This window comes from Cupriavidus taiwanensis LMG 19424 (genome assembly GCF_000069785.1).
Classification (GTDB): Bacteria; Pseudomonadota; Gammaproteobacteria; order Burkholderiales; family Burkholderiaceae; genus Cupriavidus; species Cupriavidus taiwanensis.
In genome coordinates this window covers 443,076-466,260 of sequence record NC_010530.1, presented here as the reverse complement: position 1 = coordinate 466,260, position 23,185 = coordinate 443,076, and the positions used below count along the sequence as shown (strand labels likewise).

Sequence of the window (23,185 nt, the reverse complement as noted above, 5' to 3'; positions counted from 1 at the left end):
GTGGAGCGCCGGCCGCACCGCCCCCCACCGCGGCCCTGTCATGCCACCCGCGCGCTGCGGTGCTCCTGCAGCCGACGCAGCAAGTGCATGCCCGGCACCTGCACATCGACCGGTTCCGCACCGATGTCCACCCCCGTGACGGCCCGGTACGAATGGATATAGGTCTGGATCTCGGGGCGGAAGTACGCCGCCCAGTTCGCCGCGTTGGCCGGATCGGTGACCGAATTCCAGTCGCTCCAGCGGATCGATGACACGATCTGCTCGCCGGTGGTGGCCAGCTGCCAGAACTGGTAGGTATTGGTATCGCCCCACCCCTGCAGCTTGCGCATGCTTTCCACCGAGTGCATCCATGGCTCGGGATAAGCGATCATCGAGCGCCGCGGCAGGAACTCGCGGAACTCCGGCCGCGCCAGGATCCACTGCTGCATCATCATCTCGATGCGCGAGGTGGTCGGCAGGTCGCCAAACTGGTTGTGCGCCCCTTCCGAGAGGATCAGGTGCACCTCGCGCAGCGCGTTCAGCAGCGGGAAGCCGTCCGGCACCACCGTCGTATCGTCTGCCTGCCGGAAGAACGGCACGCACAGGTTCAGCAGCGTATGGAACGCGCCCAGGAACTTGCTGCGGCTGTCGGCCGGCTGGATGCGCGGCACCGCGCGCCCGAACAGCCGGAAGCCATACTCGTGCAGGTACTCGGCCGCGCGCCGCTCGATCGGCAGCCGATGCTGTTCATCCTGTACCCAGCCCCAGATGATGTTGCTCACCGGCCGCAGCGGGTCCAGCTCGAGCTGGTTGAGCGGATCGCCGGGTCCGCCGGAGAGATTCTGGAAGCGGCGCGAGATCGCGTTCATGGTCTGCACCAGCTGCAATTCCTCCATCCAGTAGCTCCAGATCAGTTCGATCAGCGGCGGCGCGCTCAGCTTGGCCGAGATGTCGTTGTTCCAGTGCTGCAGCCACAGGCAGCCGTCGCCGCACGGGCCGTCGTCGCGCGGCACCAGTTCGCGCGAGTTCGACAGCGGCTCGGCCGCATGCGTGGCGGGATGCGTGGCGGGTTCGGTGGCACCGGAACGCGCGAAGGACTCGCGCATGCCGTCGACGGTGCGCCCGGCCTCGGTGCCCTGCAGGCCCTGCACCACGCGCTCCAGGTAGGGCAGCGTGGGCGACCCGTTCTTGCCGAAATACTGGCTGGCGATGTCCTCTACCTGTGCCAGCTCCAGCCGCAAGCCGAGCCGTTCGTTGGCCAGCCGGATCGCCGCTTCATCGGTCCGCAGCAGCCTGGCGATGGCGCCGCTGTCGTGCGGGGACGGCACCACGGCGCCCCATGTCACCACGAAGGCCTCGGTGGCCACCTTCAGCGCGCGGTAGGCATCGGTGTCCGAGAACGGCAGGAAGCGGCGCCGGCTCAGCCGCGCGGCTTCGTCGTACAGCGCCGGGCCGCCGGGTGCGCCAGCGCGGGCGGGGAGCGGGCTGGTGCCAAAGAACAGCAGGTCCACCTGGCGCGCGTAGTTCGCCCAGCTCAGCATGTCGGCGTTGCGCTTGATCAGCAGCCACAGCGCCCAGTCCCCCGTCAGGTCGCGCGAGGTGCGCTTGAGGCTGATCGCCGGCTCGCGGTAGTCCTTCACCCCCACCGGACCGGAACGCGCCAAGATGGGGTCGACCTCGGCGCCGCTCGTATCGTCGCCCTGCGGCTCGGCGTCCTCGCCAGTGTCTGGGTGCGGGGGTGCCTTCAGCCGGCCTGCCACGGTGACCGCGCGCCGGGCGCCCAGCTCCGCCGCGGCGGCGAACAGCATATCCTCCGGAATGCCCAGCCCCGCGAGCTTGCGCATGGTGCGCGCCACCTCCGCGAGGGCCGCGGGCAGCCCCTCTTCCCTGGCGCTCCAGGCCTCCGAGGGCCCGACGCGGATCTCCAGCCGGGCCTCGCTGCCAGGCTTGAGGCGCAGCTGCTCCATCTCGCGCGGCTCGCCTTCGCGGGCGTACACCAGCAGCTTCAGGTATTTCTGCCCTTCGGTCAGCTTGGTGAAGTCATAGTGCCAGTCGCCGTCGGTGTTGCCCGTCGGCACCAGCGCGTACTCCACGCGACCCAACTCCGTGCTCGTGTTCATCACGTTCTCCTTCAGCAAATCACGCGTTGGCCGCGACCGGCATGCGCACCGGCTGCCGTCGCTGGTTCAGCGCCTCGCTCAGCTGCGTGCTGCCGGCGCTCCATGGCAGGTAGCCGGCCAGTGCCCAGCGCTGCAGCAAGGCCGAGATGGTCCGCAATTCGACGTCGGGCGCCAGCAGGCCGCTGTAGCGGGCCTGGCCCAGCACCGCGAACGCCAGCGTCGGGGTATCGGCCAGGTATTGGTGCGGGCGCGACCGCACCAGGCGCCAGAGCCGCAACAGGTTGGCGGGATCGCGGCCGGGCAGCCGCAGCGCCTGGCCCAGCGTGCGCCCGCCCAGTCGCGGCGCCCGCAACGCCAGCAGCCTGGCCACGAACGCCGGCATCGACTGGTCGAGCTGCGCGAACGCGCGCCGTTGCGCGGCGCTCATCTGCCAGCGCGGGTAGAGCCGCTCCCACACCTGCTCGAGCGCATCCCATTGCGGGTGCGGATACAACGCCCGCCCCATCGCCACGGACAGCTTCACGCGGATCCACGGCGCCGGATGCGGGTCGTCGAGGTTGATGCGCAGCACGAAGGCGCGCGGCAGGCTCACCACGCTCATCAGCCCGCATGTGGCGGTGATGCCGACCCGCGACACCGCCCACAGGTCGGCAACGATCTCGCTGATCCAGCGCTCCCAGGCGCGCCAGACCTGCGGCAGCACGGCCGATGCAGGCGTCGCGCCGACACCGCCTGACACCAGCCGTAGCCCTTGCTGGCCGTCGCCGTTGGCGGCGGCGCGGCGGTACGCGTTGGCCAGGTCCAGCAGCGCGGCCGCCTGGTGCCCCACCTCGTGGAACAGGGACGCCGCCAGGCCGGTGCCCACCATGCGCTCGCGCGGCATGCGGATCACTGCCACCGGATTGGCCCCGCCACCGGGCAAGCGCGTCCGCGCCCGCCGGATCGCGCCGCCATGGCCGCGTTCGACATAGCAGATCACCTGCGGCAAGTCGATCGCCACGCCAGGCTGCAGCAGCCCGTCGCGCGCGGCTACGTCCAGCCCCGACAGCCAAACGCCGGTGCCATGCTGGCTGCGCTGCGTCAGCACTTCGGCAAAGATCTCGAAGTGCGTGAGCGCGGCGTGGAAATACAGCTTGAGCATGGCATAGCGCCGCTGCGCGCGGGCCACCGCGGCAGGCTCGGGCGGCGCTGCGCGCAAGGCGCCGAGGAAGCGCGCAATGCGCCGCCGCAGCTGGTGCCGCGCCGCCTGCATGTGCCGCTCGATGGCGCCCATGGCCTCGTCGCTGATATTGGCGGCAGGGACCATCGGCATCTGCAGCGCATAGGGCAGCTGCGCGTCCAGGCGGGCGCGGATGCCGAGCACCTCCTGTTCCAGCAACCGCAGGGCGTGGGCGCAAGCGTTCATGACGGCGGCCTCGGAGTCGTAGCGCGAATGTCGGAAGCGGATGGGGGACGGATCAGAACGTCGGCCGCGGCGGCGCCAGGTACAGGATCAGCGCGCGCCCGTTGCGCGAGCGCCGCCACTGCCCGCCCATCGGCAGCGCCACTGCGCCCAGGCCGCCTTGCACGGCCCCGTTGCCGCACGACGGGCACGACACCGCGCCGCCGTTGGCATAGCCCGCATGGCCTGCATAGGGCGCGCGCACCGCGGCGGCCAGGCTGGCCACCGGCTGCGCAGCGGCGGCGCCGCTGCCCGCCGGCCCGAAGATTGGCGGCGTGCCCAGTTGCCGCGCCGCCGCCACGCCGTTCTGCGAAATCGTGCGCATCGCGGGCAGCAGGCCCGGCGCGACCTGGCGCGCGGCCTGCAGGAACGCCGCGCGCGCGGCCCGCGACGGCGGGACGTTGCGCGGCATGGCCAGCAGATTGCGGGTGGCCTGCTGGCCGATGCGCACCACGCGGCGCGCCACCTCGAACTCGCGGTCCTCGTTGCTCAGGCCCTCCAGCTCGAGGCCGAGCGCGCTGCCGGCCATGCTGGCCAGCTTGCCGCCGATGGCCCCGCCCGCCCCGGGCACCACCAGGTTGCCGAGCGCGCTGCCCACCACGGGCAGCGCCGCCTTGGCCGCGGAGCGCAGGATGCCGCCGAGCGCCTTGCCGGCCGACGACCTGGCAAAGCTGCTGGCGGCGCGTCCCACCGAACGCACCAGGCCACCCAGGAATTGCTCCATTTCCTGTTCGCTGTTGACCGCCAGCAGCTCCGCCGCCAGTTCCATCTCCTGCATCTCGCCGGAGACCTCTTGCTCGAACTCGTTCTCGAATTCCCCCTCGCCCTCGAATTCGCCTTCGAACTCCGTCGCCATGCCGCCGAGTTCCTGGCCCAGCTCGCCCGCCTCCATCAGTTCCGAGGCCAGCTCCTGTTCGAGCTCGTTGTAGCCGGTGCCCCAACCGCCCGGCCTGGAAGTCCCGATATCGTGCATTTGCAGCTCCTTTCAGGTTAGGTTGGCGAGCCGCAGCGGAACTCGCGTGCCCAGCTTGTGCACGCGGCGTGCCAGCCCGCACGGAACGTCTAAGTCCCTGAAAAGGCGAGATATTGGGAAAGTCCCCGACGGCCGGCGGCGAACCGCGCTTCGCGCGGGGCCGGCCTGGGGTGCGGGATCCGGCGAAGCACGCTTCGCTGCCCCGGGGCGCAGGCTGGAATGCAGGACCGGCGTGGTCTTCCGGGCGGCGTGGCGCGGCCTGCCCACGCCGTCACCGCCTTCACGCCGCCTGCTGTCTGCGCGGAAGATAGCGGCGGGAGTCCATGCCCCCGCCGCCGGTCCCGCCTACTTGATGCAGGCGAGGTTCACCGCAAGGCCACCCCAGTCGGTCGCCTGGTTGTTGTCGACCTGTACCTGCAGCTTGTCGCCATGCGTAACCGTCCCGGCCAGCGCCTCCTTGCTGCAGTTCTGCAGGCCATTGGTGATCTTGCAGCTCAGGGCGCTGACCTGTGCGAGCACGACCGAAGCCCCGGAACCGGTCACCTTGTGCACCGAGATGTCGAGCGTGCCCCGCACCTTGCCCAGCGTGCTGGCCGTGAGCGTGACGCGCGTGCAATCGTAGGGAATCACGACGCCGAAGTCCGACGGCAACGCTACCGCCCCGCCGGCGCCGGTCATGGCATAGCGGCCGCGGCTGAGCGTATCGGGCACGTTGAAGTTGCCGTTGTAGACGGTGCCGTTGGCCATGGTCACGCCCGTCGTCGGCCACTTGCCGTCCTGCTTGGGCCCGTACATCGTCCACGTGGTGGTGTCGAAATAGAAGTCGCCGTTCACGCCGATATCGTCGGTCGGTGCGCCGCTGCCGTACAGGACATGGCCGCCATTGCCGACCGTGGTGCCACCGGTGCCGCCCGTGCCGCCGCTGCCGCCTGGCTGGCTGACGAGCGAGACCCCTGCCGGCCATACGCCGTCAGCCTTCGGCCCGTACAGTGTCCAGGTGCTGGTGTCGAGGTAGTAGTCGCCGTTGTTGCCGAGGCTGTTCGCCGGCGCGCCGGTTCCCGACAGCACCGCGCCGCCGCTCGGTGGCGGCGTGCCGGTGGCGCCGCCAAGCGGGACACCCGCCGGCCACGTACCGTTCGCCTTGGGGCCGAACAGCGTCGAGGTCGAGGTGTTGATGTAGTAGTCGCCGTTGTTGCCGACGCTGTCGGTCGGATCGACCGAGCCGGACAGGATGGTGTTCCCGGCCGCGCCGGTATTGCCGCCCGGGCCCGCCAGCGAAACGCCCGCGGGCCACACGCCATTGGCCTTGGGCCCGAACATCATCCACGTCACGGTGTTCAGGTAGTAGTCACCGTCCTTGCCGATCTCGGGGCCGGGGTCGGTGGTGCCGGACAGCATGGCACTGGTGGTCGCTGCGGCCGGAGCGGGGGTAGTCGGCGCGGTGGTCGTGCCTGGCGACGTGCCTGGCGACGTGCCTGTCGAAGTGCCTGTCGAAGTGCCAGGGGACGTGCCGGGGCTCGCTGTTGCGCTGGTGGAGGTGGAGTCGCCCCCACCGCCACCGCCGCATCCGGCGAGCATGATGACAAGGCAGGCAAATGGCACGGCGGCCAGCTTGGTGTGGACGTGTTTCATGGGCTCCCCTTCCTCGGACTCTGCGGTCGTAATGGTCGACGGCTGCGAAGGCGCCATCGATGAACCCAATCTAGTTGGCGGAATCGGAATGGAAAATCGGCTCGATGGATGACCCGCCAGATTGATGCGATGCCTTTGCGCGCGGGTGGCCCTGCACGGCGTCAGCGCTTGCGCAAGGTGTTCGCCGCAGCCGCGCGATGCGAGGAATGCGCGGCGCGACGTTCGTGCGGAAGAACGGCAAAGGCTTGTCTGGCAAGGCGCGCCAGCCATTCACATGCCGCGGCCTAGCGCTGCGGGCGCTAGCCAGGAATGGAAGGCTGACGTTGGGGAAAAAGGTCCAGGCTCGCTGAAAATTCTGGCCCAACCAGCGGCAATCCGGGGCCGCGAGGAGGGCCGGAAAGAAGTATGTATCCGGGTTGAAACGCGAAGCCGGCTACCCGTGAAGGGGCCAGACTGGTGACTCCAGGCTCAGGTTCCGGAACGCCTGGACGGCTTCCGACCGGCTCCGGCGCGAATGCCCGCCGCAATGAAGGTCACCAGGTATTCCGACTTGCGCAACACATCGCCGGCCTTGGCCTTGCCGCCGGAAATGCGTTCGATACGACTGTCGAACACGCTCATCACAAGAGAACCCACGGCAAACAAATAGGCCCAGTAGGCATAGCCGGAAGTGTTGCCGGGCAGCGCCTTGCGGATCGCCTCGACGAATTCCATGGCAAAGGGGTCGAAGTAGTCGGCAACAATGCCGCGCTCCGCTGCCTTCGGATCGGAAGCCTCTCGCGCAACCAGCTTGGCGTAGGCGATACCGGCCTCCGTGTCCTGGATCCGCATGACGGGCTGCACGAACGCACGCACAATATGCTCGACCGGATCCTCGCCGCTTCGACAAGGCTCTCGCAGCGCCGCCAGCCGAGCCTCGAACAGGGTCTTGCGCCTTTCAAAGAGCTCGCGGTACAGGTTGCGCTTGGTCTCGAAGTGGTAAACGATCAACGGCAAGCCGACTTCCGCCGCCGCTGCGATATCCCGCATCGACACGCCGTCGAAGCCGCCTTCGGCGAAGAGGCGCTCAGCCGCATCGAGCACGCGTTCGCGCTTGCTGGCTTCCGGGATTGGCGGCGCCTGCACTGCCTTGCGCGCCCGGCCCTGCGTCGGTGCTGTCGACTTCCGCGCTGCCCTGCCTTCCATACTGCCTCCGCGATAAAGACGCGCCATTGTAGCCAACCTTGCTGTGGCCCTTGCCCGCCCGCGTTTACCCTAGTACAGCGCTGGACTGTACGAGCGTACAGTCCGCTCTGTCCATACACTGAACGTTCGTACAGTCAGTGTGTAGCAAGCGCCTCGCCGGCATCGGCCGGCAGACGCCGGGACCGGCCTTCGATAGCCGTCGAGCACCCGGCCCCCTTGTTTCCTGTTTCTCCGCAAAGGATCTGCCACCATGACACGCCGCTTCGTCGACCTCTCGATCTACCTCGAAAACGATGTCGTCTCCGACCCGCCCGGCTATGGCCCCCGGATCGAGTACCTGTCGCATCGTTCCACCGCCGAGCAGGTCACGGCCTTCTTCCCGGGGTTGAAGGCAGCCGATTTGCCGGATGGCGAGGGATGGGCGATCGAGCGCGTCCAGCTCAATACGCACAATGGCACGCACCTGGATGCCCCCTATCACTTCCACAGCACCATGAACGAGTCTTTGGGGCAGCGCGAGCGCGCCATCACCATCGACGAGGTGCCGCTGGAGTGGTGCTTCCAGCCTGGCGTGAAGCTGGACTTCACCGGGTTCGACGACGGCTATGTGGTCACCGCCGACGATGTCGAGGCCGAACTTGCCCGCATCGGGCACGCGCTCAGGCCGCTGGAAATCGTGGTCGTCAATACACGCGCGGGCAGCCGCTACGGCCATCCCGACTATGTCTCGAGCGGCTGTGGCATGGGCCTGGATGCGACCATGTACCTGCTGGAGCGCGGCGTGCGCCTGACCGGCACCGACGCATGGAGCTGGGACGCGCCGTTCGTGCACACGGCCGGCAGATATGCCGCAACGAAGGATGCGTCGCTGATCTGGGAAGGACACAAGGCGGGGCGCAACATTGGCTATTGCCACCTGGAAAAGCTGCACAACCTGGAGAGCCTGCCGCCCGATGGCTTCTACATCTCCTGCTTCCCCCACAAGATCCGGGGCGCTTCGGCCGGGTGGACCCGCGCTGTCGCCATTTTTGACGATGCGTTGCATGCGGGCTGATACCACGATGGAACTGAACCATACCCATGATGCTTCGCGCAGAAGCTGGCTGGAGTCCGCCAACGCCGCCGGCTGCGATTTTCCGCTGCAGAACCTGCCGCTCTGCATATTCCGGCGACAAGGCAGCGCCGAAGCCTGGCGCGGCGGCGTGGCGATCGGCGACCAGATCGTCGACCTGGCTGCCTTGCACGGATCCGGCTGCCTGCAGGACCTTGCCGCGCAGGCGGCGCACGCCGCCATGGCGCCGACGCTGAATGCACTGATGGGGCTCGGCCCGGGCGCGTGGCAGGCCTTGCGCCACGGACTTTTCGCGCTGCTGGCGACAACCAGTCCGGATGCGCCGCACGTACGCCGGACGCTGGTGCCGCAGGCCGCGGCCGAATTCGCGGTACCGGTACGGATCGGCGACTACACGGACTTCTATACTTCGCTCGACCATGCGGTGAACTGCAGCCGCCAGCTCGGCCTCGAGGTGACCCCCAACTTCGACTGGCTGCCGGTGGCCTATCACGGCAGGGTATCGTCCATCGGCATCAGCGGCCAGCAGGTCTTTCGCCCGAGCGGGCAATTCCGCCTGGATGCGGATGGCGTGCCCGCGTATGGTCCTTGCCAGCGGCTCGACTACGAACTGGAAGTGGGCGCCGTGATCGGCACTGGCAACGAACGTGGCAGGCCCATCCCGCTGGCCAACGCGCAGCAGCACATCTTTGGCCTGTGCCTGCTCAATGACTGGTCGGCGCGCGATATCCAGGCCTGGGAAATGCAACCGCTTGGGCCCTTCCTTGCCAAGAACTTCGCTACCACGTTGTCGCCCTGGCTGGTCACGCTGGAAGCCCTGCTGCCTTACCGTACGACCTGGACGCGCGCGCCCGGGCGGCCACAGCCGCTCGACTACCTGCGCGCCGAAGACAACGCCGCCACCGGCGCCTTCGATATCCGGCTGGAGGTGTCCCTGCTCAGCGCGCGGCAGCTGGCACAGGGGCTGCAGCCGCGCACGCTGAGCCAGACCAGCTTCCGGCACCAGTACTGGACGCTGGGCCAGATGATTGCCCACCACACCAGCGGCGGCTGCAACCTGCAGCCAGGCGACCTGCTGGGCAGCGGCACGATCTCCGGGCCCACGCGTGGCGAGGCAGGCGCGCTGATCGAGCTGACCGCATCCGGGACGCAACCCGCGGACATCGGCCACGGCGAACAACGCGGCTTCCTCGAGGATGGCGACACCGTCGTGTTCCGTGGCTGGTGCGAGCGGGAGGGCTTCGTGCGGATCGGCTTCGGCGTCAACCACGGCACCGTGCTGCCGGCCCCGGTGCCCGACTGACAGTATCCGCAGCGTTTGACCAGGTTAATGGAACGGGTCGCAGCACCAGCATCGGCGCTGGCAGCGCTGGACCGACGAGGAGACAGACATGCAGATCGATTGGGATGTCGAGATTACGATGGACGACGGCGTGGTGCTTCGCGCCGACGTCTATCGCCCGGACGAGGCCGGACGCTACCCTGCCTTGATGTCGTACGGACCCTATGGCAAGGGCCTGTCGTTCGCCGAGGGCTACCCCGCCCAGTGGCAGTCGCTGACGGCCGAGCATCCGGAAATCCTGCGGGGCAGCAGCGGCAAGTATGCGAACTGGGAAACCGCGGACCCGGAGCGATGGGTGCCATTTGGCTACGTCTGCATCCGCGTGGACTCGCGCGGCGCCGGCCGCTCGCCGGGCGTGATCGATTGCTTTTCCCCGCGCGAGGCGCAGGACTTCCACGATTGCATCGAATGGGCCGCGCAGCAACCGTGGAGCAACGGCAAGATCGGCCTGGCCGGCGTTTCCTACTACGGCGCCACCCAGTGGCTGGCGGCGGCCAGACGTCCGCCACACCTGGCCGCGATCTGCCCGTTCGAGGGCTTCTCCGACTACTATCGCGACGCCTGCCGGCATGGCGGCATCCTTAACACGTTCATGCTGAGCTGGTATCCGAAGCAGGTGGAAAACGTGCAGAACGGCCTGGGAAGCCGCGGGCGGGTGAACGCCAACACCGGCGTGCCGATCTCCGGGCCGGCAGAGCTCAGTGACGAGGCGTTGCGCGCCAATCGCGTGGATATCAGCACCGCGCAGCTCAACGCCGAACTCATCACCGATCGCTACTTCGACGGCCGCCGCGCAGACCTGACTGCCATCGAAGTACCGGTGCTGTCCTGCGGCAACTGGGGCGGCCATGGCCTGCACCTGCGGGGCAACGTCCAGGGCTTCCTGCAGGCCGGGTCGAAACAGAAGTGGCTGGAGTTGCACGGCCGCGAGCATTGGACGGAGTTCTATACGGACTATGGCGTGGCGCTGCAGAAGCGGTTCTTCGACCATTTTCTGAAGGGCGAGGACAACGGCTGGGATCGGCAGCCGCCGATCACGATGCAGGTGCGCCACGTGGACCGCTTCCAGGAGCGCCATGAGCATGAGTGGCCACTGGCGCGCACGGTATGGACGCCGATGTATCTCGATGCCGCCGACCACGGGCTGCGGCCGGAGCCGGCCGCGACGGCTTCGCATCTCGCTTTCGACGGCATGGCGGGCAAGGCCAGCTTCAGCACCGCGCCATTCGAGCAAGACACCGAGGTGACCGGCCCGCTGGCTGCCACGCTGTGGATTTCCAGCACAGCCGCGGACGCCGACTTGTTCCTGACGGTGCGGGCTTTCGCACCGGACAGCACCGAGCATCTGATCGTCGGGGCGGTCGAACCCAACGCGCCGCTGGCGCAAGGCTGGCTCAGGGCATCACACCGAAAGCTGGACCCGCAAGCGTCCACGCCGTATCAGCCCGTGCATTCGCACCAGGAGATCCAGCTGCTCGAGCCGAACGTAGTCTACGCACTGGAGGTCGAAATCTGGCCCATGTGCTTCGTCTTCCCGAAGGGCTACCGGCTGGTGCTGACCGTCGGCAGTTCGGACTTCGAGCACGACCTGCCCGGACCCTATCCCCAGATCTATGGCAAATCGATGCGCGGCTCATCGGTGCTGCTGCACGATCACCCCGAGGATCGCACGGCCGAACGATTCGCCGGCCAGACCACGGTTCATACCGGCGGCAAGTTCGCGTCATTCCTGCTGCTGCCCGTCATTCCGCCGGCATGCTGAGGGAGACCCGAGATGAGCACCACGCGTAGACATTTTCTCGCCCGCGCCGCCGGCGCGGTGGCCGCGGCCGGTCTGCTGCCATGGCGCGCCGCCGTCGCGCAACCGGCGTGGCCCGCCAAGCCCGTCAAACTGATCAACATGGGGCCTCCCGGCTCCCCGCCGGATACGTACGCGCGGATCTACTCTGCCAGGCTTGCGCAAGCCCTTGGGGTTCCGGTCGTCGTCGACAACCGGCCCGGGGCAGGCGCGAACCTCGCCTCGGATGCCGTCGCAAAGGCGGCTCCGGACGGCTACACGCTGCTGTACACCGTATCGAGCGCGTTCGCGATCAATCCGTTCCTCTATCGAAAACTGCCATTCGATCCGGACAAGGACCTCAGGCCCGTGTCGCCGTTGCTGGCCCAGGGCTCCTTCATGGTGGTCAATAACGACTTTCCGGTGACGTCGCTCCACGAACTCGTCGCCTACGCCAGGTCCCGTCCCGGCCAACTCGCCTACGCATCGTATGGCATCGGGGGATTCGCCCATCTGATCATGGAACTGCTGTCGCAGGCGGCGCAGGTCCAGATGCTGCACGTGCCCTACAAGGCGGGAGCCATGACCGACCTCATCGCCGGACAAGTCCAGTTGCTGGTCGAGCCGGCCGCTTCCGCAATTCCGATGATCAAGGCGCGCAAGGTGCGGGCTATCGCCTTCACCGGACCGAGGCGCCACGCCCAGTTCCCTGCGTTGCCGGCTGTCGCCGAAACCTACCCCGGAGTCGCCAGCTTTGGCTGGCATGGCGTGTGGGCGCCTGCGGGCGTGCCCGCAGAAATCGTTCAGCGGCTCAACGCGGAATTGACGCGTATCACGGGCTCCCCCGAGGTCGCGATGAAGATCCGCGAGCTGGGCAGCGAACCGCTCTCCGCCACCCCGGAAGCGATGCAGGCCATGCTACGGACCGAGGCAAGGAAATGGAGCGCCCTGATCCGCGCAAAGGGCATCTCGCTGGACTGAGGCGATAGCCATGCTCGAGCTCGAGGCCGTCGGCATCAGCGCAAGCGCGAGGCAGCCATCTCACGTCTTATCCGAATTGTTCGAAAGGAGCCATCGTGCTTGAGTACTTTCCCGGCAACTACGTCTGGAACCTGTCTGCCAACCTGGCCCTCTCCATGGGTGCGCACATCGGCGAGGTCGATGCCATTTGCCGCCAGCTCATAGAAGCCTCCGGGCGCGGCGATGACGAGGGCACGGAGGCCTTCTTCCGCGCCTGGTGCGAGCAGGCGGACCGGCTGGTCGACCTCGCAGGCGAGGACCTGGCCGCCAGGCGCCGCCTGAGCGCCGGCGCCAAGCACCGCCGCGCCGCCATCTACTACCTGACCGCCGAGCGCATGCAGCACCGCGACCATGCCCCACGCAAGCTTGCATACCGCAAGATGCTGGACAGCTTTGCCAAGTTCGTCGAGCTGCATGATGAGAACTGCGAGCGGGTCGAGATTGCCTGCCAGGGCAAGGCACTCGCCGGGCTGTTCGTCCGGGCAAGGCGCCCGCACGGCGGCCCGTCGCCTTGCCTGGCGCTGTTCAATGGCCTCGACAGCACCAAGGAGATGCTCTACGGCTGCGGCATCCAGCAGGCGCTGGCAAGGCGCGGCATATCGAGCATCGCCGTCGACCAGCCGGGCGTCGGCGAAGCGCTGCGCCTGCACGGGCTGACAGCCGTGGTCGAGGCCGAAACCTGGGCCGGTGCCGTGATGGACTATCTCGAAACGCGCGATGACGTCGACGCCGGCTTGACCGGCATCGCCGCCTGGTCGCTGGGCGGCTACTATGCGCCGCGTGCGGCGGCGCTGGAGAAGCGCTACAAGCTATGCGTCGCCTGGGGCGCCATCTTCGACTGGGGTGAACTGCAGCGCCGCCGGCTGGCCCGCGAAGGCGACCGGCCCGTTCCTCACTACTGGGATCACGTTCAGTGGGTCTGGGGCAAGAAGTCGATCGACGAATTCATGGCGCTGGCCTCGCGGATCACGCTGGAGCCGGTGATCGCGCAGATCACTGTGCCATTGCTGGTTGTGCACGGTGCCAACGACCGCCAGATTCCGATCGCGGACGCACGCCGCCAGTATGAAGGCGCCATCAACAGCCCGAAGCGGGAACTGAAGATCTTCACGTCGCGCGAGGGCGGCGTCGAACACTGCAGCGCGGACAACCAGGCCAATGCCACGGACTATATCGCCGACTGGGTCGCCGAAACCTTCGCGGAGCTCGGTGCGCCGGAAATGCGGACATGAGGCGGCGCTCCAGCCAATTGCCTCCTGGGAGTGAGTTAGGGAGAGGGCGGGAGCATCAACGAAGTCCCGCCAAGCAAAGACAGCGCCCAAAAAAATGCCGGCCATCCCCGATGGCCGGCACCAAGCTCACAGCAGATGGAGAATGCGGCCCCGCCGCACGCCGCCGCCGGACGGCGCGAGCGCTGGGCCGAGGTTGAATTTGCATGACGGCGATGGCGTCGCCTTCGTCCACCCGGACTCGTCCGTTCGGGGTATGCGGGGCGCCGGCGGGTGGCTCTAGTGTTTCCCTTCCCAATGACTTTGATGAAGGAGGAGACCATGGCCAAGGCAGAGAATCTGGTGACGTCGATCCGGGTGGAGATCGATGCGCCGGTTGCGCTGGTGTGGGAAGTGCTGACCGATTTTGCGCGCTACGGCGAATGGAACACGTTCTGTCCTGGCCTGGAGACCACCGGGCGGCTTGGCGACATGGTGCATATGCAGGTGCGCATTCCCGGCACCGACCAGGTGATCCCGGTCAACGAGTACCTGGTGGCGTGGGAGCCGGAGCGGCTGCTGTCGTGGGAGCAGCGCCCGACCGACGAGAACAAGGACGCCGCGCGGCGCGACCAGTATCTGGAAGCGCTCGGGCCGGGACGGACGCGCTACTTCACCACCGACCTGTTCCTGGGGCTGAATGCCGAGACCATCATGCGCGAGCACGGTGCCTGGGTGAAGCAGGGATTCGACCAGGTGGCACGCGACGTCAAGGCGCGCGCGGAGGCGCTGCAGGCGCAGCGGCAAGCCAGCCGCAACTGAGCAAGCGGCGCGTGACCGGCCCGGAGCCCGGGCCGTTCCATCATCACTGCGTTACTGCGGCGGGCGCTGGCTCAGCACCACCAGCGCCGCGGCGCCACGGCTGCGCACGCAGGCGTCGTCGCAGCGCTCCAGGACGGTTTCGACGGAGTGCAGCGTCACCGCGGGCCTGTCGTCCTGGCTGGCATCCACCGCCAGCCCCCAGGCCACGCCCATGGCGGCACCGGCGCCCACCAGGCCTGCCGCCCAACGCAATCCGAGCCGCTTCATCGTTGTCTCCTCTTGCCCCACTTTTGTCCGGGCTCTTCAGAGCATCGTAGTCAGCGGCAAGCCGGAACTCTTCGTCCGAGCAGACTAAGGGGTATCCCGCATCAGCGCGGGCAGGAAGTGGCTTCGGATCGACAGGAAGAGCGCACGGCGGACAGCGCCCCATGCCCCCCGTACAGCCGCGCCAGCGCCGCGGCGCTGCCGGACAAGCCTGCAGGCGCCAGGTGCATGGCATGCGCACCCAGCAGTCCCCACAAGTGCGCCACTAGCAGGCCGGCCAGATCCGGGCTCGGCAACAGCATCGCGAACGTGCTGCGCAGCGATTCGACGCCGCGCAGCACGCGCTCGCGTAGCGGACACAGTTCGCAGGCTTCGCCGCACTTGTGCTGCAGCAGCGCCGCGATCAGGCTGACATGGCGTGCCAGTTCGTCGCCTTGCAGGAAGGCTTGCAACGCCCGCCCCAATGCGTCCGGGCCGGCACCGCCCGGTGCCAGCGGCGCGAGCCTTGCGGCGAAGTCGGCTTCGGCGCAAGACAGCAGCGCGGCCAGCAGCTCGGCGCGCGAACGGAAGTGTCCGTAGACCGCACCGCGCGTCATGCCGATGGCGCGCGCCACGTCCTCCACGGTGACGCAGTGCAGGCCGCGGTGGCGGATCAGCTGCTGCGCGCTGGCGAGGATGCGCGCGCGCGTGACGGCGGCATCCTCGCGGGTGTGGCGGGCCATCGTCGCGGCGCGCTTACACGAAATGGACGTCGTCCGGGCCCCAGTGGGCGCGCATGCTGCGGATCTTGCCGTCGTCGCCGAAGGTCATGATGTCGGTCACGTCGATGCGCGCCGGCCGCCCTTCCAGCCGCGCATGCACGGCGAAGGTCAGCGCGGCGGCGTTGCCGTGCGAGCCGCGCGGCGGCGCCACCACCTCCAGCCGCGCGCCCAGCGCGGTGGCGTGCTGGTAGAAGGCCAGGATGGCCGGCTTGCCGACGATCGGCTGCGTGCCGACCGGGTCTTCCACGGTGGCGTCGTCGGCGTAGAGCGCGGCAACGCCCTGGGCGTCGCCGACATTGAAGCGCTCGACATAGGCGAGCAGCGTCGCTTTCATCGCGGCGCTATCGGGGCCTTGAGGCATGGGATGCTCCGGTCCGGTTGGTGGGGTTCAGCGTGCGGTGTAGCCGCCGTCGATCACCAGCTCGGCGCCGGTAACGTAGCGTCCCGCGTCGGACACCAGGTAGAGGATGCCCGCCGCGATGTCGCGCGGCTGGCCCACCTTGCCCGCGGGCGTCAGGCCGCCCAGGTAATCGAACAGCCCCTCGCCCTGCCCCGAGGCCTGCGCCACGTGTTCCAGCATGGGTGTGCGGATAAAGCCCGGATGGATCGAATTGGCGCGGATGTTCTTGCCGGCGTACAGCAGCGCATCGGTCTTGGCCATCATCCGCACCGCGGCCTTCGACGCGTGGTAAGGCGGCACGTCCGGGCCGCCGGCGATGCCGTACATCGACGACACGTTGACGATGGCGCCGCCGCCGGCGCGCTCCATGTGGGCGATGGCGTGCTTGGTGCACAGGAAGGTGCCGGTCACGTTCACCGCCATCACCTGCTGCCATTGCTCCAGCGCCAGTTCATGCGTGGGCGCATTGGGCCCTTCGATGCCGGCGTTGTTCACCAGGATGCCGAGGCCGCCGAAACGCTCAGCGATCTCGGTGAACACGCGCGCCACCTCGTCTTCGCGGGTGACGTCCAGCTTCCAGAACGCGGCCTCGCCGCCGGCCGCGCAGATCGCGTCCGCGGTCGCCTTGCCGTCGGCTTCCAGCACGTCGAGCACGGCCACCCTGGCGCCGGCCGCCGCGAGCATGCGCGCGGTCTCGGCGCCGATGCCGCGCGCGGCCCCGGTGATGGCCGCCACCTTGCCACGCAGGCCGAACAGGTCATACGGGTATTCCATGATGTCTCCTTGATATGGTCTTGTAGTGGGCGGAGGCAATTATGCCGCGCCGCGCGGGGCGGTATCGGCCAGGAAGCCCAGGCATTCGCGGTTGAAGTACGCCGCATGCTCGACCATCACCCAGTGGCCGCAGCGGTTGATCATGACAAAGCGCGCATCGGCGCAGCCGCTCAGGAACTTCGCCGCCCCCGAGGCGGGATTGAACTGATCCTCGGTACCCCAGAAGCCCAGCACCGGGCAGCGGATCTCGCCCAGCCGCGCGGTCAGGTTGGGCACCTTCATGGTGGCCAGCACTTCGCGCGGCTGCTCGCGGCACACCGCCATGCGCTCGTCGACCAGCGCGTCGGTGACCAGGCCGGCGTCGTGCACCAGCAATTGCAGCAGCTGGCGCATGGTGTCGGGATTCATGTGGCCGCCGGTGAACAGCGACACCATGCGCTGGATCCCCGGCATTTCGAAATAGGTCTCGCGCTCTTCCACGCCGCCGGGCGCCATCATCACCAGGCGGCTGACATGCTCGGGGTAATCCAGCGCGTATTGCAGCGCGATGGCACCGCCCAGCGAATTGCCCACCAGCACGCAGCGCGGCAGTTCCAGCGCCAGCAGCTGTTCGCGCAGCGCGGCGACGAAGAAGTCCAGCGTGTATTCGACATCGTCCGGCTTGGACGACAGCCCGTAGCCAGGCAGATCCACCACCACGGTGCGGAAGCCCGCGGCGGCGAATGCCGGCACGTTGTGGCGGAAGTTGCTGTGCCCGCTCGCGCCCGGCCCGCTGCCGTGGATAAAGACCACCGGCTCGCCGGCGCCGGTGTCCAGGCAGTGCAGGCGCAGCCCCCTGGCGGTGGTGACGAAGCGCCCCACCGGCAGGTTGGGGTGGAGCGAAGCCGGCTTGGCCGACGTGGACGGGGGTGTCGAGGGCGTGTGCTGCGAGGTAGCGGACATGAGGGCGTCTCCCTTGGTTTGCCCAGCATCTTGCGCAGCGCCACCGCCCCGGGCATCGTTCATTCGGACTACGAGCCGCCGCGCCACTTCTCCTACGATGGGCGCTCCATGCAAAACGGGGCAAGCCCATGACAGGATTCGATTACACCGGCCAGACCGTGCTGGTCACCGGCGGCATGCGCGGCATCGGCCGCGCCATCAGCGAGGCCTTCCTGCGCGCCGGCGCGCAGGTCTTCGTGTGCGGCCGCACCGCACCCGCCGACGACAGCGAGCTGCCGGCCGCGGATGGCCGCAGCGCCTGCTTCATTGCCGCGGACATCCGCGACCTGGAACAGGCCGACGCCATGCTGGCGCAGATTGCGCAGGCCAGCCCGACGCTGGACGTGGTGGTTCACAACGCCGGCGGCGCGCCGTTCGCGCTGGTGGCCGACGCCTCGCCGCGGCTGCTCGAATCGGTGATCCGGCTCAACCTGGTGGCGCCGCTGCAGCTGGCCCAGCGCTGCAATGCGCGCATGCAGCAGCAGGCCGGCGGCGGCACCCAGCTGTTCGTCGGCAGCGTCAGTGCGCTGCGCCCGTCGCCCGGCACCGCCGCCTACGGCGCCGCCAAGGCGGGCATCCTCAACGCGGTGCGCACGCTCGCGGTGGAATGGGCGCCGCGCGTGCGCGTGGCCGCGGTCAGCCCGGGCATGGTACTGACCGACACCTCACAGCAGCAGCACTACGGCGATCCGGCGGCCTTGCGCAGCATGGCGGCGACGGTGCCGCTGGGCCGGCTGGCGCTGCCGGACGACATCGCCGCCGCGTGCCTGTTCCTGGCGTCGCCGCAGGCCTCGTACGTGAGCGGCGCCAATCTCGTCATCGATGGCGGCGGCGAGCGGCCGGCCTTCCTCGACGCGGCGTCGGTCAATCGCGGCTGAACCGTGGGCCTCGTTGCCCTCATTGCCTCATCGCCCGTAGGGAAACCGCCTAGTCCGTTCTGCCGATTTGTGCGTGGCTCCCCCTCTCTACGCTTCTCGTCCAGGCGAGGGCCGATCGAAGTGCCAGGCAATGAACCAACACCGATTTCACGGGGAGACCACCATGCACCAACCACCACGCGGGCCACAGCAGCGCGGCAACCGGCTGCGGCCCATCGCCGCAGCAGCGGCCCTGATGGCGCTGGCCGCGCTGCTTGCGCAGCCAGCGCTAGCCGGCGACACCATCGACTTCGGCAACGACACCACGCTAGACTACAGCGTCACCGCGTCCTACGGCGCGGCGCTGCGCACCGGCCGCCAGAGCGACGCGCTGCTGAGCCCCGCCAATATCAACGGCGACGACGGCGACCGCAACTTCAAGCGCGGCGACATGACCGCGAACCGCGTCTCGCTGCTGGGCGAGGCGCACCTGAAGCGCGGCGAATTCGGTGCGCTGCTGCGCGGCAGCGTGTTCTACGACTGGGCCTACAGCGGCACCAACTCCAACAACGCGCCCTTCACGGTCAACCACAGCGGGCCGTTCAACCAGTTCACCGAGTCGGCGAAGGACTACCACGAGCACCGCGCACAGTTGCTCGATGCCTACGTCTACGGCGCCACCCCGATCGGCGGCACGCAGCTGAGCTTCAAGCTGGGCAACCAGGTGGTGGCCTGGGGCGAGAGCCTGTTCTTCGCCAATATCGCCGGCGCGCAGGGGCCCGCCGATGCGACCAAGGCCTTCGTGCCCGGCGCCGAGGTCAAGGACATCCTGCTGCCGGTGCCACAGGCCTCGCTGCAGCTACAGGTGACGCCGACGTTCAGCCTGATGGGCTACTACCAGTTCACCTACAAGCCGAACCAGATGTTCGCCCCGGGCAGCTATTTCAGCACCACCGACGTGGTCGGGCCCGGCGCCGAGTTCATCATCGGGCCGGGCTTCAACATCCCGCGCGGTCCGGATATCCGCCCGTCGGACTGGGGCCAATGGGGTGTCGGCGCCCGCTTCCGCGTGTTCGAGGACACCGAGATCGGCATCTACCAGCTGCGCTACCACGACAAGAACCCGAGCGTGGTCACCTCGCTGTTCCCCACGCTGCAGTACCAGCAGAAGTTCTACGGCGGCATCAACCTGACCGGCGCCAGCTTCTCGACGCAGCTGCTCGGCGCCAACGTCGCCGGCGAAGTCAGCTACAAGGACGGCGTGCCGATGCTGGTGGACGTGGCCGGCTCGCCCACCGCCTCGCGCGGCAAGGCGCTGCAGGGCAACCTGTCCGCGATCTATTCAGTGGGGCCGACCTTCCTCGCCGATTCGCAGTCGCTGCTGGGCGAAGTCTCGTACCTGCATGTGCTGGACGTGGACCCGGTAATGGGCTTCAGCAAGCTGTCGAACACGCGCAACTCGGCGGCGTTCCAGGTGGGCTGGTCGCTGACCTACAACAACGTGTTCGATGGCTGGGACCTCACCGTGCCGCTGACCTATGCGCAGCAATTCAGCGGCAGGTCGGCGGTGGCCGGCGCCTTCGGCACGCTGATGGGCTATAGCGACAAGCGCGCCAGCGTCGGGCTGACCTTCAAGTACCTGAACAACCTGGAGCTCAACCTGACCTACGCCGCGTTTATCGGCGGCGCCAACATCGTCAACCGCCCGCTGGCCGACCGCGACTACGTGGCCTTCAACGCCAAGTATTCGTTCTGACCCTCGTCCCGGTCCGCGCCGCCCGCATGGGCGCGCGGACCGCCCTCTTTTCCGCCATGAATGCCGACCTGATCACCACGCTCAGCAACGAACTCCACCAGGCGCTGGTCACGCGCACGCCGGTGCCGCCGCTCAGCAGTCGCGGCCTGGCGCTGGATGTCAGCGCCGCCTACCGCATCCAGCAGGGCTTCGTCGCCCACCGGCTGGCGGCCGGCGACCGCGTTACCGGCAAGAAGATCGGCGTGACCAGCGCCGCCGTGCAGCAGATGCTGGACGTGCACCAGCCCGACTTCGGCATCCTGCTGCAGAGCATGCACTGCGCCGCCGGGCAGCCCATTCCAGCGGCGTCGCTGATCCAGCCGCGCGCCGAGGGCGAGATCGCCTTCTATCTGCGGCGCGACCTGCGCGGTCCGGGCGTGACGCGCGACGACGTGCTCGATGCCACCGAGGCGGTGGGCGCCTGCTTCGAGATCGTCGATTCGCGCATCCGCGACTGGCGCATCCGCATCGAGGATACGGTGGCCGACAACGCCTCGTGCGGCGTCTATGTGCTGGGCGACGAGCGTGTGAGCCCGCATGCGGTGGACCTGGCCGCGTGCGCGATGACGCTCCACAAGAACGGCGAATGCGTCGCCACCGGGATGGGCAGCGCCGCGCTTGGCCATCCCGCCGACGCGGTGGCGTGGCTGGCCAACACCCTCGGCAACTACGGCATTCCGCTGCTCGCCGGCGAGACCATCCTGTCGGGCTCGCTGGCTGCGCTGGTTCCCGTGCAGGCGGGCGACCGCCTGTCCATGCATATCACCGGCATCGGCGGCTGTGCCGCCGTGTTCTCCTGACTGTCTGACCCTGCAACGCGAGACTCCATGAACAAGATCCGATGCGCCCTGATCGGTCCCGGCAATATCGGCACCGACCTGCTCTACAAGCTGCGCCGCAGCGACATCCTGGAACCGGTCTGGATGGTCGGCGTGGAGCCGACCTCCGAAGGCCTGGCGCGTGCGCGCGAACTGGGGCTGAAGACCACCAGCGACGGCATCGACGGCCTGCTGCCGCACCTGGAGGCGGACGATATCCGCATCGCCTTCGATGCCACCTCGGCCTACGTCCACGCCGAACACTCGGCCAAACTGACCGCGCGCGGCGTGCGCGTGATCGACCTGACGCCGGCGGCGATCGGGCCGTTCTGCGTGCCGCCGGTCAACCTCGCCGCCCATATCGGCAGCAACGAGATGAACGTCAACATGGTCACCTGCGGCGGGCAGGCCACCATTCCGATGGTCTATGCGGTGTCGCGCGTGCAGCCGGTGGCGTATGGCGAGATCGTGGCGACGGTGTCGTCGCGCTCGGTCGGGCCCGGCACGCGCCGCAATATCGACGAGTTCACGCGCACCACCGCTGGCGCGATCGAGGCGGTGGGCGGCGCGCGCCAGGGCAAGGCGATCATCGTGATCAACCCGGCCGAGCCGCCGCTGATCATGCGCGACACCATCCACTGCCTGACCGAAGACGCGCCCGATGTTGCCGCGATTACCGCGTCGGTGCACGACATGATTGCCGAGGTGCGCAAGTACGTGCCCGGCTACACGCTGAAAAACGGGCCGGTGTTCGACGGCAAGCGCGTCTCGATCTTCCTCGAGGTCGAGGGCCTGGGCGACTACCTGCCGAAGTACGCGGGCAACCTCGACATCATGACCGCCTCGGCCGCGCGCACCGCCGAATGCATCGCCGCCGCCATGCGCGCCGGCAGCCCTGAAACCGCCACTGCCTGAGGAGCCCGGCCATGGCCCAACGCATCACCCTGCACGACATGACCCTGCGCGACGGCATGCACCCGAAGCGCCACCAGATCTCGCTGGAGCAGATGAAAGGCATCGCCCGCGGGCTCGATGCCGCCGGCGTGCCGCTGATCGAAGTCACCCACGGCGATGGCCTGGGCGGCGCCTCGGTCAACTACGGCTTTCCCGCGCACAGCGACGAGGAATACCTGCGCGCGGTGCTGGGCGAGCTGAAACAGGCGCGCGTGTCGGCGCTGCTGCTGCCCGGCATCGGCACCGTCGACCACCTGCGCATGGCGCACGAGATCGGCGTGCAGACCATCCGCGTGGCCACGCACTGCACCGAGGCCGATGTCTCGGAACAGCATATCGGCATGGCGCGCAAGCTCGGCATGGATACCGTCGGCTTCCTGATGATGGCGCACATGGCGCCGGTGCAGACGCTGGTGCAGCAGGCGCTGCTGATGGAAAGCTACGGCGCCAACTGCCTGTACATCACCGATTCCGCCGGCCACATGCTGCCGCACGATGTCACCGAGAAGCTCACCGCTGTGCGGCAGGCCTTGCGCCCCGAGACCGAGCTGGGCTTCCACGGCCACCACAACCTGGCCATGGGCGTGGCCAATTCGCTCGCCGCGATCACCTGCGGCGCGACCCGCATCGATGCCGCGGCGGCAGGGCTTGGCGCGGGCGCCGGCAACACGCCGATGGAAGTGCTGGTGGCCGTGTGCGAGCGCATGGGCATCGAGACCGGCGTCGACGTATTCCGCATTGCCGACGTCGCCGAGGACCTGGTGGTGCCGATCATGGACCACCCCATTCGCATCGACCGCGACGCGCTCACGCTGGGCTATGCCGGGGTGTATTCGTCGTTCCTGCTGTTTGCCAAGCGCGCCGAGGCCAAGTACCGCATCCCCGCGCGCGAGATCCTGGTGGAGCTGGGCCGGCAGCGGCTGGTGGGCGGGCAGGAAGACATGATCGAGGACACCGCGATCACGCTGGCGCGCGCGCGGGGCCTGCCGGTCGCGTAAGGACCGCACCGC

Annotated in this window: 21 protein-coding genes; 11 read left to right on the top strand and 10 right to left on the bottom strand. The window is 68.3% G+C overall.

From position 1 onward, the window contains the following. Positions 1 to 38 precede the first annotated feature (38 nt). The 5 genes from RALTA_RS17790 to RALTA_RS17770 all read right to left on the bottom strand — a co-directional run bounded on the left by RALTA_RS17790 (position 39) and on the right by RALTA_RS17770 (position 7,330). Complete coding sequence (locus RALTA_RS17790; RefSeq protein ID WP_041232449.1) at positions 39 to 2,099, bottom strand: hypothetical protein; 2,061 nt, start codon at positions 2,097 to 2,099, stop codon at positions 39 to 41. Positions 2,100 to 2,118: 19 nt separating this feature from the next. After that, positions 2,119 to 3,504: a hypothetical protein gene (locus RALTA_RS17785; protein WP_012355268.1), complete on the bottom strand. Its 1,386-nt coding sequence runs from the start codon at positions 3,502 to 3,504 to the stop codon at positions 2,119 to 2,121. Between the two features lie 52 nt (positions 3,505 to 3,556). Then, the gene (locus RALTA_RS17780; protein WP_012355267.1) at positions 3,557 to 4,513 is read right to left on the bottom strand and encodes a hypothetical protein; all 957 of its coding nucleotides are present in this window, start codon (positions 4,511 to 4,513) and stop codon (positions 3,557 to 3,559) included. Positions 4,514 to 4,858: 345 nt separating this feature from the next. After that, positions 4,859 to 6,145 (bottom strand): hypothetical protein, encoded by a 1,287-nt coding sequence (locus RALTA_RS17775; RefSeq protein WP_012355266.1) that lies wholly within the window; start codon positions 6,143 to 6,145, stop codon positions 4,859 to 4,861. Positions 6,146 to 6,613: 468 nt separating this feature from the next. After that, complete coding sequence (locus RALTA_RS17770; protein WP_025583254.1) at positions 6,614 to 7,330, bottom strand: TetR/AcrR family transcriptional regulator; 717 nt, start codon at positions 7,328 to 7,330, stop codon at positions 6,614 to 6,616. A 250-nt stretch (positions 7,331 to 7,580) separates the two neighbouring features. On the opposite strand from RALTA_RS17770, the gene RALTA_RS17765 reads away from it, so the two are divergent. From RALTA_RS17765 to RALTA_RS17740, 6 genes are all read left to right on the top strand, one after another. After that, positions 7,581 to 8,384 carry a cyclase family protein gene (locus tag RALTA_RS17765; protein WP_012355263.1) on the top strand — a complete coding sequence of 268 codons (804 nt, stop codon included), beginning with the start codon at positions 7,581 to 7,583 and terminating at the stop codon, positions 8,382 to 8,384. 7 nt (positions 8,385 to 8,391) lie between these two features. Further along, positions 8,392 to 9,705 (top strand): fumarylacetoacetase, encoded by a 1,314-nt coding sequence (fahA, locus tag RALTA_RS17760; protein ID WP_012355262.1) that lies wholly within the window; start codon positions 8,392 to 8,394, stop codon positions 9,703 to 9,705. An 88-nt stretch (positions 9,706 to 9,793) separates the two neighbouring features. Beyond that, positions 9,794 to 11,506 carry a CocE/NonD family hydrolase gene (locus RALTA_RS17755; RefSeq protein ID WP_012355261.1) on the top strand — a complete coding sequence of 571 codons (1,713 nt, stop codon included), beginning with the start codon at positions 9,794 to 9,796 and terminating at the stop codon, positions 11,504 to 11,506. A gap of 12 nt (positions 11,507 to 11,518) precedes the next feature. Further along, on the top strand, positions 11,519 to 12,502 hold the full coding sequence (locus RALTA_RS17750; RefSeq protein ID WP_041232448.1) for a Bug family tripartite tricarboxylate transporter substrate binding protein: 984 nt from the start codon (positions 11,519 to 11,521) through the stop codon (positions 12,500 to 12,502). Between the two features lie 95 nt (positions 12,503 to 12,597). Next, positions 12,598 to 13,773 (top strand): alpha/beta hydrolase family protein, encoded by a 1,176-nt coding sequence (locus RALTA_RS17745; protein ID WP_012355259.1) that lies wholly within the window; start codon positions 12,598 to 12,600, stop codon positions 13,771 to 13,773. Between the two features lie 318 nt (positions 13,774 to 14,091). Then, positions 14,092 to 14,571 carry an SRPBCC domain-containing protein gene (locus RALTA_RS17740; RefSeq protein ID WP_012355258.1) on the top strand — a complete coding sequence of 160 codons (480 nt, stop codon included), beginning with the start codon at positions 14,092 to 14,094 and terminating at the stop codon, positions 14,569 to 14,571. Between the two features lie 51 nt (positions 14,572 to 14,622). Here RALTA_RS17740 and RALTA_RS17735 read toward each other — a convergent pair whose 3' ends face one another. The 5 genes from RALTA_RS17735 to RALTA_RS17715 all read right to left on the bottom strand — a co-directional run bounded on the left by RALTA_RS17735 (position 14,623) and on the right by RALTA_RS17715 (position 17,712). Continuing rightward, positions 14,623 to 14,838, bottom strand: coding sequence for a hypothetical protein (locus tag RALTA_RS17735; protein ID WP_041232447.1), 216 nt, complete (start codon positions 14,836 to 14,838; stop codon positions 14,623 to 14,625). Positions 14,839 to 14,939: 101 nt separating this feature from the next. Further along, positions 14,940 to 15,557, bottom strand: a complete 618-nt coding sequence (locus tag RALTA_RS17730; protein WP_012355256.1) for a TetR/AcrR family transcriptional regulator — start codon at positions 15,555 to 15,557, stop codon at positions 14,940 to 14,942. A gap of 13 nt (positions 15,558 to 15,570) precedes the next feature. After that, complete coding sequence (locus RALTA_RS17725; protein WP_041232446.1) at positions 15,571 to 15,957, bottom strand: steroid Delta-isomerase; 387 nt, start codon at positions 15,955 to 15,957, stop codon at positions 15,571 to 15,573. Between the two features lie 27 nt (positions 15,958 to 15,984). Continuing rightward, positions 15,985 to 16,770, bottom strand: coding sequence for an SDR family NAD(P)-dependent oxidoreductase (locus tag RALTA_RS17720; RefSeq protein WP_012355254.1), 786 nt, complete (start codon positions 16,768 to 16,770; stop codon positions 15,985 to 15,987). Between the two features lie 39 nt (positions 16,771 to 16,809). Beyond that, positions 16,810 to 17,712: an alpha/beta fold hydrolase gene (locus tag RALTA_RS17715; RefSeq protein WP_012355253.1), complete on the bottom strand. Its 903-nt coding sequence runs from the start codon at positions 17,710 to 17,712 to the stop codon at positions 16,810 to 16,812. Positions 17,713 to 17,840: 128 nt separating this feature from the next. On the opposite strand from RALTA_RS17715, the gene RALTA_RS17710 reads away from it, so the two are divergent. The 5 genes from RALTA_RS17710 (at position 17,841) to dmpG (ending at position 23,173) form a co-directional block, all read left to right on the top strand. After that, entirely contained in the window at positions 17,841 to 18,629 is a 789-nt protein-coding gene (locus tag RALTA_RS17710) for an SDR family oxidoreductase (protein ID WP_012355252.1), read from the top strand. 163 nt (positions 18,630 to 18,792) lie between these two features. Then, complete coding sequence (locus RALTA_RS17705; protein ID WP_012355251.1) at positions 18,793 to 20,364, top strand: DUF1302 domain-containing protein; 1,572 nt, start codon at positions 18,793 to 18,795, stop codon at positions 20,362 to 20,364. 56 nt (positions 20,365 to 20,420) lie between these two features. After that, positions 20,421 to 21,203: a 2-oxopent-4-enoate hydratase gene (gene dmpE / locus RALTA_RS17700; protein ID WP_041232695.1), complete on the top strand. Its 783-nt coding sequence runs from the start codon at positions 20,421 to 20,423 to the stop codon at positions 21,201 to 21,203. Between the two features lie 27 nt (positions 21,204 to 21,230). Beyond that, positions 21,231 to 22,136 carry an acetaldehyde dehydrogenase (acetylating) gene (locus tag RALTA_RS17695; protein ID WP_012355249.1) on the top strand — a complete coding sequence of 302 codons (906 nt, stop codon included), beginning with the start codon at positions 21,231 to 21,233 and terminating at the stop codon, positions 22,134 to 22,136. An 11-nt stretch (positions 22,137 to 22,147) separates the two neighbouring features. Further along, positions 22,148 to 23,173 carry a 4-hydroxy-2-oxovalerate aldolase gene (gene dmpG, locus RALTA_RS17690; RefSeq protein ID WP_012355248.1) on the top strand — a complete coding sequence of 342 codons (1,026 nt, stop codon included), beginning with the start codon at positions 22,148 to 22,150 and terminating at the stop codon, positions 23,171 to 23,173. Positions 23,174 to 23,185 lie beyond the last annotated feature (12 nt).